11 protein-coding genes and 1 pseudogene are annotated in these 15038 nt (G+C 60.0%); 7 read left to right on the top strand and 5 right to left on the bottom strand.

What is annotated here, in order from left to right; translation table 11 throughout:
* Window positions 1–91: 91 nt before the first annotated feature.
* Window positions 92–5680 (top strand): AAA family ATPase, encoded by a 5589-nt coding sequence (locus SB772_RS01160; protein WP_410831447.1) that lies wholly within the window; start codon window positions 92–94, stop codon window positions 5678–5680.
* 259 nt (window positions 5681–5939) lie between these two features.
* The gene (locus SB772_RS01155) at window positions 5940–6578 is read left to right on the top strand and encodes a response regulator transcription factor (RefSeq protein ID WP_410831446.1); all 639 of its coding nucleotides are present in this window, start codon (window positions 5940–5942) and stop codon (window positions 6576–6578) included.
* Between the two features lie 573 nt (window positions 6579–7151).
* Here the strand turns inward: SB772_RS01155 and SB772_RS01150 are convergent.
* Window positions 7152–7343 carry a DUF3331 domain-containing protein gene (locus SB772_RS01150; RefSeq protein WP_410831445.1) on the bottom strand — a complete coding sequence of 64 codons (192 nt, stop codon included), beginning with the start codon at window positions 7341–7343 and terminating at the stop codon, window positions 7152–7154.
* An 892-nt stretch (window positions 7344–8235) separates the two neighbouring features.
* On the opposite strand from SB772_RS01150, the gene SB772_RS01145 reads away from it, so the two are divergent.
* Entirely contained in the window at window positions 8236–8406 is a 171-nt protein-coding gene (locus SB772_RS01145; protein WP_410831444.1) for a hypothetical protein, read from the top strand.
* A gap of 109 nt (window positions 8407–8515) precedes the next feature.
* On the opposite strand, the gene tnpC is transcribed toward SB772_RS01145, so the two are convergent.
* The 4 genes and pseudogenes from tnpC to SB772_RS01125 all read right to left on the bottom strand — a co-directional run.
* Window positions 8516–10066, bottom strand: a complete 1551-nt coding sequence (gene tnpC, locus SB772_RS01140) for an IS66 family transposase (RefSeq protein ID WP_410831443.1) — start codon at window positions 10064–10066, stop codon at window positions 8516–8518.
* A gap of 30 nt (window positions 10067–10096) precedes the next feature.
* Window positions 10097–10444 carry an IS66 family insertion sequence element accessory protein TnpB gene (gene tnpB, locus SB772_RS01135; protein ID WP_410831442.1) on the bottom strand — a complete coding sequence of 116 codons (348 nt, stop codon included), beginning with the start codon at window positions 10442–10444 and terminating at the stop codon, window positions 10097–10099.
* Complete coding sequence (gene tnpA / locus SB772_RS01130) at window positions 10441–10875, bottom strand: IS66-like element accessory protein TnpA (RefSeq protein WP_410831441.1); 435 nt, start codon at window positions 10873–10875, stop codon at window positions 10441–10443. The genes tnpB and tnpA overlap by 4 nt, the downstream gene beginning before the upstream one ends.
* Window positions 10876–11015: 140 nt before the next feature.
* Window positions 11016–11183: pseudogene (locus tag SB772_RS01125) on the bottom strand (transposase domain-containing protein); the annotation flags it as partial.
* A 121-nt stretch (window positions 11184–11304) separates the two neighbouring features.
* Between SB772_RS01125 and SB772_RS01120 the strand changes: the two are divergent.
* The 4 genes from SB772_RS01120 (at window position 11305) to SB772_RS01105 (ending at window position 14998) form a co-directional block, all read left to right on the top strand.
* The gene (locus tag SB772_RS01120; protein WP_410831440.1) at window positions 11305–11442 is read left to right on the top strand and encodes a hypothetical protein; all 138 of its coding nucleotides are present in this window, start codon (window positions 11305–11307) and stop codon (window positions 11440–11442) included.
* 455 nt (window positions 11443–11897) lie between these two features.
* Window positions 11898–13145: a PucR family transcriptional regulator gene (locus tag SB772_RS01115; RefSeq protein ID WP_410831439.1), complete on the top strand. Its 1248-nt coding sequence runs from the start codon at window positions 11898–11900 to the stop codon at window positions 13143–13145.
* 268 nt (window positions 13146–13413) lie between these two features.
* Complete coding sequence (locus tag SB772_RS01110; RefSeq protein ID WP_410831438.1) at window positions 13414–13842, top strand: DUF3331 domain-containing protein; 429 nt, start codon at window positions 13414–13416, stop codon at window positions 13840–13842.
* Between the two features lie 289 nt (window positions 13843–14131).
* Entirely contained in the window at window positions 14132–14998 is an 867-nt protein-coding gene (locus SB772_RS01105; protein WP_410831437.1) for an enoyl-CoA hydratase/isomerase family protein, read from the top strand.
* The last annotated feature ends 40 nt before the right edge of the window (window positions 14999–15038 follow it).

Raw genomic sequence — 15038 nt, 5'->3', positions numbered from 1 at the left:
TTTTTCTTCAGACACGATGACGGATCGTGGTGTGTATTCCCACCCGGCACTGAAAGGCCGACCATGAGAGTGTGATCTGCTTCAGGAGATCATGACCGAAATCGAGATGAGCGCTTTGACGGATATCTCAGACGGGGACCGAGCTTTGGACACAGACGATTTACCGCGGGAAGGAGCTCGACGCGCACCTACTGTCGGATTAAGCGCGAAACCTCAGTGCCTGACGAAGGACGACGACCGTGCCATCGGTAGGACGTGGCGTGTCAATGCCGACGGCACACAAACTTCCGTGCTGACCGTGCGGCCCCTCGGCGAGCCCCCGACGGCGGCCAGCCTGGATCGTCTGTCCCACGAATATGGTCTGAAGGATCAACTGGGCAGTGCATGGGCGGTGCGCCCGTTGGCGCTTCTGCGTCAGGGTGATCGGCCCGTGCTGGAATTCCAGGACCCGGGCGGCGAGCCACTTGAGCGGCTGCTGGGCGCGCCGTTCGAATCCGGGCGCTTCCTGCGGCTAGCGATCGGCATAGCAGCGGCTCTTGGGAGGGCCCATCAGCGCGGCTTTGTCCATAAGGATCTCAAGCCGGCCCACATCCTCGTCGACGAGTCAACCGGATCGGTGCGGCTCACGGGGTTTGGCCTCGCCACATTACTGCCGCGTGAGCGCCAATCGCCGGCGCCGCCCGAGACCATGGCGGGAACGCTCGCCTACATGGCGCCGGAGCAGACCGGCCGAATGAATCGATCGATCGATACGCGCAGCGACCTTTACTCGCTCGGCGTCACCTTATACCAGATGCTGACGGGTTCGCTGCCGTTTGCCGCGTCCGAGCCAATGGAGTGGGTCCATTGCCATATTGCGCGTAAGCCCGTTCCGCCGGTCGAGCGGACTAAACGCGTTGCGGCCCAGGTTTCGCATATCGTGATGAAGCTGCTGGCCAAGACGGCCGAGGAGCGCTATCAAACGGCGGTTGGCCTCGAGCGTGATCTTCACCGTTGCTTGATTGAATGGGAGGCGGTTGGCAGGATTGATCCGTTTCCGCTCGGCGAACGCGACATTCCGGATCGACTGCTGGTCCCTGAAAAACTGTACGGAAGAGAGCGGGAAATCTCGGCTTTACTCACCGCCTTTGATCGTGTTGTCAACGAAGGCACTCCGGGGTTGGTGCTGGTTTCCGGCTATTCCGGGGTCGGCAAGTCCTCCGTTGTGAATGAGTTGCATAAGGCGCTCGTGCCGCCACGCGGGTTATTCGCATCAGGCAAATTCGACCAATACAAACGAAATATCCCTTATGCAACGGTCGCTCAGGCTTTCCAGAGTCTCATTTCCCAGATTCTCGGCAAGAGCGACAGGGAGATGGGCGAATGGCGCGCCGGATTTCAGGAGGCGTTAGGTCCGAATGGCCAGCTCATCGTCAACCTCGTCCCGGAGCTCGCGCTCATCATCGGTGAGCCGCCGCCACCGCCTGACGTTCCACTCCAGGACCAGCAGGCCCGATTCCAGATGGTATTCCGGCGTTTCCTCGGCGTCTTTGCCCGTTCGGAGCACCCTTTAACGCTGTTCCTTGATGACCTTCAGTGGCTGGACTCGGCAACCCTCGATTTGATCGAGCATCTGATTGCGCACCCGGACGTGCGCCACTTGCTGCTGGTCGGGGCGTACCGTGACAACGAGGTCGATCCCGCGCACCCGCTGGCGCGGACCCTCGCAAGACTCAACGGCGCCGGCAGAAGGGTGCGGAAAATCGTGCTGGTGCCGCTTTGCCCGGAGGATGTGGGGCGGCTGCTGGCGGATGCCCTGCACACGGACCCAGGGCGCGTGCGGCCATTGGCTGAACTGGTGTTCGAGAAGACGGCGGGCAATCCGTTCTTTACGATCCAGTTCCTGCTCGCGCTGGCCGAACAGGGGCTACTGGTATTCGATCCTGGCATCGCAGTCTGGACCTGGGACCTGCCTCGCATTCGCCTCGAGGGATTCACCGAAAATGTCGCGGATCTGATGGCGGTGAAGCTGAGTGGCCTGCCTCGTGCGACCCGGGAGGCTTTGGGACAGCTGGCATGCCTCGGGAACGTTGCGACGTCGGGTACGCTTGCTGCCGTGTGTGGAGGAACCGAGGAGGCGGTGCACGGGGCGCTCTGGGACGCCGTGCGGTCCGGCGTCGTCCTGCGCTCAGATAGCAGCTACACCTTCCTTCACGACCGTATCCGGGAGGCGGCGTATGCGCTCATCCCTGAAGGGGCGCGGACGATGGCGCATCTTCGGATCGGCCGCACTCTCGCGGCCACGACGCCCGCGCAGGACATCGAGGAGAACATCTTCGATATCGTCAACCAGTTCGGTCGCGGCGGGGCGCTGATCAGCTCGGCGGAGGAATGCGAACATGTCGCTCAGCTGAACCTCATTGCGGGCAAGCGTGCGAAGGCGGCAACGGCTTATGATTCGGCACTGCGCTACTTCATCGCCGGCCGCACATTGCTGGGGGACAACGGATGGGAACGATGCTACCGGCTCACCTTCGACCTTGAGCTTCATCGCGCCGAGTGTGAATACCTGATGGGGGAGCTGGCTTCAGCGGAAGAAGGGCTCACCATGCTGTCGACCCGAGCACAGACGACGATTGACGCTGCAGCCGTTACCTGCGTGCGCCTCAATCTCTACACGACCCTGGACCAGAGCGACAGCGCTGTCGAGGTCGGCCTGGAATATCTCCGCCGTGTTGACGGCCCATGGTCGGCGCACGCAACGGAGGAAGACGTGCATCGGGCCTATGATCGATTGTGGCAACAGCAGGGTGCGAGTTCCATCGAGGCACTGCTTGATCTGCCGTCGATGCAGGACCCGGATCGGTGCGCAACCATGGACGTGCTGACGGTGCTCACGTCACCGGCCTTTTTCACCGACATGAACCTGTTCCGCCTCATCGTGAGTCGGATGGCATCCCTTAGTCTGGAGTATGGCAACACCGACGGATCATGCCTTGCCTATGAATGGCTGGGCGGAGTCCTGGGGACGTATTTCGGCGAATACGAGGCGGGGCTACGCTTTGGCAGGCTTGGCCTGGATCTGGTGGAGACGAGTGGGTTCGACCGTTTCAAGGCTCGCGCTTATCTAGTGTTCGCTGTCCACGTCGCCCACTGGACGCAGCCCCTGCAAACGTCTCGCGCCTTCCTGAGGTGCGCCTACGAGGCGGCGCTGAACGCTGGCGACCTGTCTTACGCGGCCTACAGTTGCATCGATGTGATCACCAACCGTATCGCCAGCGGAGACCCGCTCAGTGACATCCAACGAGAGGCCGAGCATGGGCTTGAATTCGCGCGGAAGCTAAAATTCGGTCTCGCCAGCGACTGCATCATCGGGCAGCTCAGACTTATTCGAATACTGCGTGGGCTGACACCGGACTTTACCTCCGTCAATGACGTGGCGTTTGACGAGGCTCGCTTTGAGCGACGTCTGGAGGATGCGCAACTGGCCAATCCCGCATCCTATTACTGGATTCGCCGGCTGCAAGCGAGCGTCTACGCCGGAGACGACGCGTCTGCCATGGCGGCCCTATCGAAAGCCGCGAGGCTTCTTTGGGCGACTCCGACCCAATGTGAGTTGGCCGAATACCACTTTTACGGGGCCCTGGCCCGGGCAGCATGCTGCGATGGCAGTTCAGTTGAAGAGCGGCCCGAGCATCTGCAAGCGCTGGAGGCCCATCACGAGCGGCTCGCGATCTGGGCAGAAAGCTGCCCAGCAACTTTCACGAACCGCGTGGCATTGGTAGGTGCCGAGATTGCACGCCTCGAGGGCCGGGACCTCGACGCCATACGCCTTTACGAAGACGCCATCAGGCTAGCGCGAGAGGGTGAATTTATCCAGAACGAGGCCTTGGCCCACGAACGCGCCGCAAAATTTTGTGCGACGCGCGGTTTCCCGACAATGGCCGACGCCTATCTGCGAAATGCGCGTCATTGCTACCAGAGTTGGGGCGCCGAGGGGAAGGTGGCGCAACTTGGTCAGCGCTATCCCCAACTGAGCGGGAAGGAGCCTGCACCGGGACCAACGAGCACGATCCGGGCGCCGGTCGAACATCTGGATCTCGCGACCGTCCTCAAGGTGTCGCAAGCCGTTTCGGGGGAGATCATGCTGGACAAGCTGCTCGACACGCTGATGCGCACAGCGATCGAGAATGCGGGGGCCGAGCGAGGCCTGCTGATTTTCTCCAGCGGCGGTGAACAGCGGATCGAGGCGGAAGCCATAACGTGCGGCGATACGATCGACGTGCGGCTGTGCGACGAGCCCTTAACCGCACAGGCGCTATCCGAGGCGATTGTCCAGACGGTCGTTCGCACGCAGGAGGCCACGATCTTCGACGACGCCGCAGCCGAACCCGCACTTGCCACGGATCCATACATTCGGCAACGCCAGGCCCGGTCCATTCTCTGCCTGCCCCTTATCAACCAGAACAAGCTCATCGGCTTGCTTTATCTCGAGAACAACCTGGCTCCACGCGTCTTTACGCCGCTCCGCATTTCGGTGCTGCGGCTTATTGCCTCTCAGGCGGCGATCGCGTTGGAGAATACGCGTTTATATAACGACCTCGCTGAGCGCGAAGCGAAAATTCGCCGCCTGGTCGATGCCAATATTATTGGGATCGTCTTCTGGGACATTGAAGGTCCCATTCTTGGGGCCAATGATGCGTTTCTCCGGATCGTGGGATACGATCGCGAGGATCTTGTCGCGGGCCGCCTACGCTGGACAGAAATGACGCCCCCGGAATGGCGCGATCGCCACGAACGCTGGTGGACGCCGGAACTCAAGATGACCGGGAGCGTGCAACCCTTCGAGAAGGAGTACTTCCGGAAAGACGGCAGTCGTGTGCCCGTGCTTGTCGGCTCGACGAGCTTTGATGACGCCCGGAATCACGGTGTCTCCTTCGTACTCGATCTGAGCGAGCGTAAGCGTGCGGAAGAGGAATTGCGGTGCAGCCGCGAGCAGCTTGCGCAGGCGTCGAGGATTGCGACGGTGGCCGAGCTGTCCGCTTCCATCGCCCACGAGCTCAATCAGCCGCTGCAGGCAGTTGTGGCCAACGGGCATGCGTGTATGCGATGGCTTGCTGCAGCGCCGCCCAACGTCGACGAAGCCAGGCGCATTGCCGAACAGATCGTCAGCGACGCACATGCCGCGTCGGACGTGGTCAGGCGCATTCGGGCGTTGTTTAAACAGGCAGCTCCTGCAAAGACCAATCTCGACGTTAACAGATTAATACTGCGAATCTGCGCCCTGATGTCTGACGAGGTCCACGTGAATGGGATCTCGCTCAAAACAGAGCTGGCCGAGGACGTCCCGATGACCAATGCCGACGCGGTGCAAATTCAGCAGGTAATGGTCAACCTTTTGCGCAACGCGATCGAGGCGTCGGCGGTGACGGCAGAGCGATCGAAGCCGCTATTGATCCGCTCCCGGCGTGACGGGGACGAAGTCGTGGTTGACGTTCAGGATCACGGCATCGGGCTGGCGGACTGCAAGACCATATTCGAGCCGTTTGTCACCACAAAGGAAACGGGCATGGGCATGGGACTAGCGATCTGTCAGTCGATCGTCGAAGCACACGGTGGTCGCATTTGGGTCGTGCGCAATGAGGCACAGGGCGTGACCTTCAGCTTCAGCCTTCCGATTGATATTTTTGATGTGGCGTAAATCCGGCGATGTCTACCGCGGGCATTGTCAACTTGTCGGGTAAAGCGCTGCTGATGCGCAGTGCATAAGGATATCTAATTTAATCGGAAAGGCGATCCAACATCGGCGCCTTCCCGTGCGTAGAAGGCCTGGGTGCGTAGCGCCCGCTTTTGCCTTGCGTCGGTGTGGGTCCGGCAACATATGAAGAGATTGACCAACTGATCGCCGACCGACTGTGCCGACGTTACGAAGGACTTTCACCTAACAATCGAGGGGTTCCATGGAATCCGCAAGCGAACTGGTCTATATGGTCGACGACGACAGCCGGGTGCGAGAAGCACTCTCTGCGCTGCTGCGCGCAAACGGAAGAAACGTCCGCGCATTCAACTCCGGCAGAGAGTTTCTGGACACACCGCGTCAAAAGGTCGTTGCATGTCTGATCCTGGATTTGAGGATGCCAGGCATGAATGGCCTGGAAGTCCAGAAGCTTGTCAGCAGGGACTCACAGATTCCCGTCATTTTCATTACCGGAAGGGGAGATGTGCCGTCCACGGTTCTTGCCATGAAGGGCGGGGCTGTTGACTTCCTCACAAAACCCCTCGACGAAGATGCGTTGATGCGCGCGGTCGATGCGGCCCTTGCCACGGCGCACGTTCTTCGCAAGGAGGCGGAAGATGCAGCAGCGCTCCAGGCTCTATACCAATCGCTAACGCCTCGCGAGCAGGAGGTTTTGCCGTTACTCGCAAGCGGCCTGCTCAACAAGCAGGCGGCGGCAGTCCTTGGTATCACCGAATACACCGTGCAGGTTCACCGCGCCCACATCATGAGAAAAATGCAAGCAGATTCGTTTGCCACGCTGGTCAGGCAGGCAAGCAAACTGCAGCTCGAAACATCGTCCACGACAACATTCGATGCCTGACGCTAACGCCAATCCTTTGTTGGTCTCTAAGACCCGGGGAAAAATTCCCACACCACGGGTTCGAACGGTTGCCGTGATTGATGATGACCGGCGGGTTCTGAATTCAAATAGGCCAGGAAGACCCACGTCAAAGCCAAAGCGGTGCGTGTTGTCCCCTTCGGAGCCACCAGTCGGTAACGGCCGTCGTACTGCAATCGGTGTACAGGAAGGCTCCTTCGATAAATCGAACCAACTAGCCTCGAGGGGCTTACACCCTGTGCCGCCGTCAGCACCAGACCAACTGGTCATAACCGACCGTGCGCCGGTAGACGTTTTTGGCGTTCCATGTACACGTTGTGTATTCCATGTAGGAACCGCTAAGGACTACTATCCAGTGTGAAAGCGTTGGCATCGAAACCTCCAAAGGTCAGAAAGTGCTTTCAAAGCTGACCGTGCGACGCGCCCCTCGACAAGTGGCTGTTGTCGATATGGCCCCCGCACCGCAAACCATGTCATTCTTCGCTGCGCTGCAACATTTCGGTGATTTGCTGGGCTCTTGATGGCGTTCCTACTCGCGTCGGCTATCGGGATCAGTTAGACAAAGTCCGCGAGTGGGATCGCCTCCATCACGGAGGCCAGAATCATGGCCTCGATGTTTCGGAGAGCCGGTTGTGCGAGGCGAGGGCGATACACGGCATCACTTGCGGCGATGGTCTGTCCGCTCACTGCGCAGACGCCGCTCTTGCGTGCAACGTGCAACACAGCGCCGCCAGAGTGGCTCCGCATAGCCGCAGGCGACCGCGGCGCTCCATGCGACGGTGGCAGCATATGGGCCGTGGCGTTCCAACATCTTGATTGCGCACTGCTGGTACGAATCGGCGCGATATTCTGAGCGAACGGGACGATGGGGAGGCGCCTCGATGAGTCCATGGACGCCGAAAAGGACCATGGTGTGGAACCGTGTACGGTCGGTTTTAACTGCTTCCTGCATGATGGCTGCTCCTTCGAAAAGTCGGGAAGATCAGGATCACCTCGTCATTGCAAGAAGCTTCGAAGCAGACGGCGTCAAAGCGCGTGAACAGCGTGGCGACATGTGTCCCGACGCGTCCACTGCGAACGAGGGAATCGACCGGACGTGTCCGTGAAAGCGGCACGAACTGGTCCCGCCGTATGTCGGTCGCGCGATGCGCGGGCAACGGCGTGCTAACAGGCCGGAGCATTGAACGCTCACCGGGTTGGGGTTCGCTTCAGAGTCCTACCTTGTCTTCATGATAGTGAGCATGAGGAAGGACCGCTATTACATAAAGCTGGAGTCCGGCCCGTGTACGCCGGTGACACTGGCGAGCAGGTGGCCCGCGTGTCTCGCGCGAATGGGATCGATTGGGCCACGGACCCTCCAAAGCGGCCACAGGGTGCCCCAGCACTGCACGTCAACCGGGGTATTCAGTAAGCGCCTCGCCTGGACCGTTCGGGTTTTTCTGGACGACGGGATGTGAAGCGGGACATGCTATCTCCTTTGGGTATTTTGCGTTACCCGGTAACGAGTTCGGACATATCGTTACCGGGTAACAACGACGAGGAGAAACCGATGGCGCAAACAACAGCAGAGCGGCAGGCCGCCTTCCGGGCAAGGCGGGCGACAGCTGGAAACGATGGCAACGGGGAGCGGCGGCTTGATATGTGGGTGACCACTGAAGCCGATCTCGCGCTCGCACGGCTGGCACGCCGTTACTCGGTAACGAAGCGTGAGATGCTGGAGCGGCTGGTAGTGCGGGCGGACGCGGCGATCGTGCGCAGGCTCGATCCGGACTCCGCAGAATGGGATACCTACTTCCAGGCTCCACGGTAGCCCTTTAGCGTTACCGGGTAACGGACCGCTGTCCCAGGTGCAGTCGGCTACCGGCTCAGCGTGTGTGAGCCGTTCCGGGCGATCGGGGCGTGCTGTCCACCGCTGTTGTTCAACCGGTCGGAACCGCAGGTTGGGGCGGATTTTGCAGGTGTGCGGCAACGCGCCAGGGCAGCAATTCGTCGACGCGGTTGATTGGATGATCGGCAATACAGGTCAGCACGTGGCACAGGTAAGCGCGCGGGTCGATGCCATTGTGTTTGCACGACGCGATCAGCGAGTACATCGCTGCTGCCCGCTCACCGCCGCTGTCAGATCCTGCGAAGAGGAAGTTGCGGCGGCCCAGGGCTACACAACGCAGCGCATTTTCGGCGACATTGTTGTCTATCTCCACCGTGCCGTCGTCGCAATACAGCATCAGTGCATCCCACTGGTTGAGCGAGTAGTTGATCGCTTTGGCCGTCTCCGACTTGGCCGACAACGTCTGGAGCTTCGCCCTGAGCCACATGCCGTAGCTTTCGAGCAAGGGTCTGGCCTGCTCCTGCCGCACACGCAGCCGCTCGGCTGGCAGCTTGCCGCGGATGCCGGCTTCGATGCCATAGAGTTCGCCGATGTATCCGAGCGCCCTGGTGGTGGTCTCCGACGGCGTGCGCACGTGAATGTCATAAAACTTTCTACGCGCGTGCGCATGGCACGCCGCTTCGCGAACCGAGCCATCCTTGAACAGCTCGTCGAAACCGGCGTAAGCGTCCGCCTGCAGGATGCCGCTGAAGCCGGCCAGATGGCGCTGAGGATGCTCCCCGCGCCGGTTGGGCGAGTAGGCAAACCACGCCGCAGGAGGTTCCTTCGAGCCTGCCCGGCTGTCGTCACGCACGTAGACCCACAGCCGTCCGGTTCGGGTCTTTTTGTTGCCTGGCGCGAGCACGGGAATCGGCGTGTCATCCGCATGCAGCTTCGTGCCGGCCATCACATAGCGGTGCAACGCCTCCACTAGCGGATCGACCAGGGCCTCGCACATGCCGACCCATCGGCCCATGCTCGCCGGGTCCAGCGTGACCTTGTCGCGTGCCGCAATCACCGACTGCCGGTACAGCGGCTGGTGATCCGCGTATTTGGCCACGAGAATGTCGGCAAGCAGGCTCGGGTGTGCGATACCGCGCTCGATCGGCAGGCTCGGCGCAGGCGGCTGCACGATGCGGCGGCAGCACGCGCAAACCTTCTTGCGCCGGATGGTGCGGATGACCGTGAACGCCGCCGCAATGCGGCCAAGCTGTTCGGAGACGTCCTCGCCCAGCGGTTGCATCTGGCCGCCGCACTCGGGGCAAACCGGATCCGGCTCCAGCACATGCTCCTCGCGCGGCAGGTGTTCCGGCAGCGCCTCGCGTGAAGCACGGTTCGCGCTCGCCTTGCTGCTGCCGGCCTGCGCTTCGCGCGTCTCGGCCACGCCACGGCTGCCGGTCAGATCCTCCAGTCGGGTCTCAAGTTCCGCAATTTGCCGGTCCAGTTTCTCGGACTTGCGGCCGAACTGCATGCGTTTGAGTTTGTCGATTTGCGCCTTGAGCCGTTCGATTTCCAGATCCCGCTCGGCCAGGGACGCCCGCGCCTCGAGCAGCAAGGCCTTGAGTGCATCGATGTCGTCAGGAAGGTCGCTGGCATCAGGCATGCCACGCAGTTTACGCAGGTGCCGCGCGGTTTACAACATCGACAGTGGCTCAGCGGTGCGGCGTGGCTGCCGCCAGTCGATGCCTTCGAGCAGCATCGACAGCTGGGCGTGGGTCAGATGGATCTTGCCGCTATCGGCCTGCGGCCAAACGAAGCGGCCACGTTCGAGCCGCTTTGCAAGCAGCCATAGCCCGTCGCTGGTAGCCCAAAGAATTTTTATCAGATCGCCGCGACGGCCGCGGAAGATGAACACGTGACCGCCCAGCGGATTCTCCTCAAGCGCCGTCTGTACCTTGGCGGCCAGGCCCTGAAAGCCGCAGCGCATGTCGGTCACCCCTGCGGCGATCCAGATACGTGTGCCCGCCGGCAGGCCGATCATCGCGACAGCTCACGGATCAACAGCCGCAGTGTCTGCGGCGAGACCTCGCCGCGAATCCGCAGGCTCGCGTTGCCGAACACCACCTCGCACACGTTCTCAACCACGGTGTTCACGCCGCCCGCATCACCTACCGTCACCGGGGTCGATCCGGCCGCGTCGGCGACAATACTCACCGGCAACAGCGGCGTACTCTCCCGGGCAGCATCGGATATCGTGGGGTTGGGAAGCGACGGGATGCCGTAGGCACCTTGCAGATACTGCCGTCGCCATTTGAACAGCAAATTCGCATTAACCTCGTTGGCACGCGCAATCAACGCCACCGAGGCACCCGGCTCAAATGACTGCTCTACCAGGCGCCGTTTGAACTCCGTAGGGAAATTCGGTCGCTTATATGCGCCACCGGCCGCGCGCGCCTTCAATGTATTGTCCACTTTGGTGTCCGCAATAATTTGGTGGACACCAAATTACCCAAACACTCAATGCGCTGTCCACAACGGCCCAGACGAGCCGCTTACGGTATTCACGCCTCTCAGAGTTGTAGCGTCAAACTCTGAGAGGCGGCAGCGGGGACTCAGCGAAGGTCGGCGGGCATTTTCCAGGGCAACAACGCGTCGTAGTCCTCGACGGTCGTGGCGAGCGGAAGTTTCTGGAAGAGCCGGTGGAGGTAACGGTAGGGATCGATGCGGTTAGCGCGGCGCGTTTCGACCAACGAGTACAGGTTCGCACTCGCGTTCGCGCCGCCGACTTCTGTACAAACATCTGCCTCACTGTCAATGTGCCCAGCGATGCCGACGAATAACGGTTGACGCCCGCTGCTCCATGCTCTCTACCAATCGCTGACGCCTCGCGAGCAGGAGCTTTTGCCGTTAATCTCAAGCGGCCTGCTCAACAAGCAGGCGGCGGCAGTCCTTGGTGTCACCGAATACACCGTGCAGGTACATCGCGGCCATAGCGCTTCGGCGAAGAGGTCCAGACGCTGGCATAGCACGACGAACTGACAGGCGGCCCGTCAGCCGCATTAATTCGACATTGCGCTGGGCTTCGCGTTCAAGGCGACGGTTGGATTGGATACGGTCAGGTAGCTAACGGAGCGTAGACCGTTTTGAGCGACTTGACTATCTGTCTTTCGCAATAGGAGGTGAAGGCACAACTACAGGTCGACTCGTCCTGTTAGCGACGTCTGGCAGTTGCTCTTCAAGTGGCCGCCTCTTCGTTGGTTAAAGTCGCAATGCCTTTATTGATTGTGACAAATGCATTTCGACTTCGCTTGTCTCGCTTTCGCGCTTATCATTCCCCAACGGGGCTTCGGCGCGTTCGACGTAGAAAAAAATAGGGCATCAACGCAGCCTCGACATAAGTCAGCCTGAAGAGGCAGTCACAGCTGTCATGCCATGCGTCGGGATATGGGGTGGGTACGCGATAAACCTCAATGAATCACGGAGGAGCGCAAAACGTGACAACGAACATCCCCGAAATATCGCCAGCCCTACGCGAGTGGACAGAGAAATTGGCTCTGAATCATGGGAGCGCCGTCAATCGGGTCTACGCGGCGTTGATGAGCATCAAGCCGTACGCTGATCAGGATATCCCGACCAAACTCGACACACGCAATTCGATCAACTGGTCTGTGAAGCTTTGGTTCGACACTCTGTTGTCGGGTAGCGCTCCATCCGAGGAAGAATTCGAGATCTTCCGGGACTTCGGGCGCCGCCGGGTCCACCAGGGCGTACCCCTCGACGTGCTGCTCCGCGCGTTCCGACTGGGCTCGCGCGAGCTATGGTGTTTCTATACGGAACTGGACGAGAAAAGCGACCCCTTGCGCGACGAACTGTTATTCCGGATCTCTCCGTTTCTGATGGAGTTCTTCGATATTCTCGCGCAGATCATCTCTCAGGCTTACCTGGACGAACAGTATAAACAGGCTCGCTGGCGAGAATCACTTCGATATCAGTTGCACAGCATTATTTTCTACCACCCCGAAGATACCGAAGGATTCGCCAAGACCGCAGCGGCCCTCCGGCTCGACGCAACTATTCCCAGAATAGCCCTGGCCATCGACATGTACTCGATCGACAGTAATTCGCCCACGTTCAAAAGCGAACTTGACCGAATTGTCATTGCTACTGCCCGCCGGCTCAAATTTCCCGTCGACGAACTCGTCGACGTCTGGCACCGCGGGCAATTGCTCGTGTGGATACCATCCCGGCTCGGTGATCTGATGAGCACGAGTGACCGCCGAATGAGCAAGCAGATCACGTCGATCGCGGAAACAGTGCCAGAAATCAAGGCGATCGGTATCGGCCTCGTGGGAGAAGGTGCGGCAGGCTGGGCGATGTCTGCGGAGGAAGCGAGCCGCGCGCTCAGTTTCGGCCGCAGCCGCGGCGGCGAAGAGCGCGTGCGTTTGTACTCGGAAATCGTGGTCGAAGAAAGCGTGCGCGGTACGAAAAACGCGCTGCGCTACCTTGTCTCTCTGGTCGAACAGATCGGGAGCGAACCGGGCTTACTCGAAACACTCGAGACCTACTTCCATAATCTGCAGCGAAGAAAAGTAACCGCAAGCGTTCTTGGCATTCATCCGAATACGCTGAATTACCGGCTGGAACGAATCGAGAATATCCTCGGAGCACGCCTTGACGACGCGGGCTGGGTATCCAAGCTCGATATTGCGATCAAGCTTCGAGGTTCAACCAAGTCGACGTAGTCGGGCTATTCGCGTCTGGCAACGACTATTCCGGGAGGCCACCGGGAAAAAAGGCGTAAACGTGTTCACCGCTTGGCCTGACTTGCCACCTGCATCCACAACATCCTGTTCAGCGACAACCATTTGTAGCCCCTGCGCGTATCGGCATTGGGAAAAGAGCTAACTGCGTTGTGAGTTCTCACATATACGACAGGACAAGATACTCTTAAGATCAGTTGTGCTCGCTGCCGTCGATTTGAACTTACGCACAAGGTAAGGAGGAGTCTTAATGGGGACTGCTGGGTTCGGATTGTCCTATATGGACACACCTGGTGGGCTCGCTCGCAGATGGTGGCCGGCGCGCGGACGATGTCTGCCCTCCAGGCCCGACTTTCCGCTGCGAAGAAAAAGACAGGTTCAGCGTCTGGCCGCCGCCACGGTAAAGATACTGGCGCGTGCGAGCGACTCGACCATCAGTGTGTCATGGCTGGACGCCACTGCGTGTCGATATGACGATCAGATCTGGAGGATCGGCGTAGCGCGACATTCGGGCATCTGCGGGTTGGCGCGCGCAACAGTCCGCGCGGGCAACCACATCTATCGCCCGATTCGCATCCGGCCCCCCGTCAATTCGAATTTCATGATTCTCGCCGCTGTCGTGGAGCAGGTTTGGATCACCGCTCGACAGGTCTGCGGGCCCGGCAACTCGTCCCAGTAACGCCGAATGAAGCATTCCGCATTACATGAATATGCAATTTCGCCGCAAAAGACAACGATGTAAATTGAGTACTAAGCTCCTCGCCAAACTGGATTGATGAAATACATGCCTCGACGTATTCCCGTGCTTTCGGCGGGACTCAACGTAAAAAGCGGCCACGTGTCGATGGTCTCTCACCCCGAGATCATTGCCGACTTTCTCGCGAAGGCAGCTAGCTCGCTCGCAGCCTGAACTGGTATGCGGACAGGCGGAGGTCGACAGGTCGATCTTGACACTGATCGCTACCGGGATGAACACGCAACACCCGACCGGGAAGGCGCCGGATGTCCATGAACGCGGAAGGATCGATCTGATGTCACACAATTTATCTGTTCCCTCTTTCGACGCCCTTCTCTACGAAAAGAGAAATGCGATTGCCTATGTGACGCTGAACCGTCCCGAGGTGATGAATGCGCTGAACCAGAAGGCGATCGCCGAACTACGCGCGGCGTTCGAAGATGCGCAAGACGACCCACAGATTCGTGGCGTCATCATAACCGGCGCAGGCAATCGCGCATTCATCGCCGGTGCCGATATCAGCGAGTTGGCCAAGGCAACGCCAATTGAGGCCGAACGCCGGACACGTGCGGGTCAAGCACTTCTCGATCTCATCGAGCAACTCGGCAAGCCAGTCATTGCTGCAGTGAACGGCCTGGCACTTGGCGGCGGATGTGAAACCGCGCTCGCCTGCACGATCCGGCTAGCCAGTCCGGGCGCGAAGTTCGGGCAGCCTGAAATCAGGCTGGGACTCATCCCAGGCTTTGGCGGAACGCAACGACTCCCTCGCCTCGTCGGCAAAGGCGTTGCGCTGCAACTCATCCTCACCGGCGAGATGGTGTCAGCAGAGGAGGCCTATCGGATCGGCCTCGTGAACGAAATCGTGGAAGCCGGCAGTCTGATCGCTCGCGCCGAAGCGATTCTGGCGCAGATTGCCGCTAACGCGCCGCTGGCCGTCGCATATGCGATGAATGCCGTCAACCTTGGACTCAACGCGGCTTTGCCAGAAGGACTCGCCCTGGAAGGGAAACTTTTCGCGCTATGCGCCGCGACCGAGGACATGAAAGAAGGCACCAGCGCCTTTCTCGAGAAGCGCCCACCGAAGTTCCAGGGTCGTTGAGACGTGACGACTCTTCGCTGTTCCGGCTCACGATCCAGAC

This window comes from Paraburkholderia sp. SIMBA_030 (assembly GCF_046535245.1).
Classification (GTDB): Bacteria; Pseudomonadota; Gammaproteobacteria; order Burkholderiales; family Burkholderiaceae; genus Paraburkholderia.
This window is presented reverse-complemented; position numbering and strand designations above follow the sequence as displayed.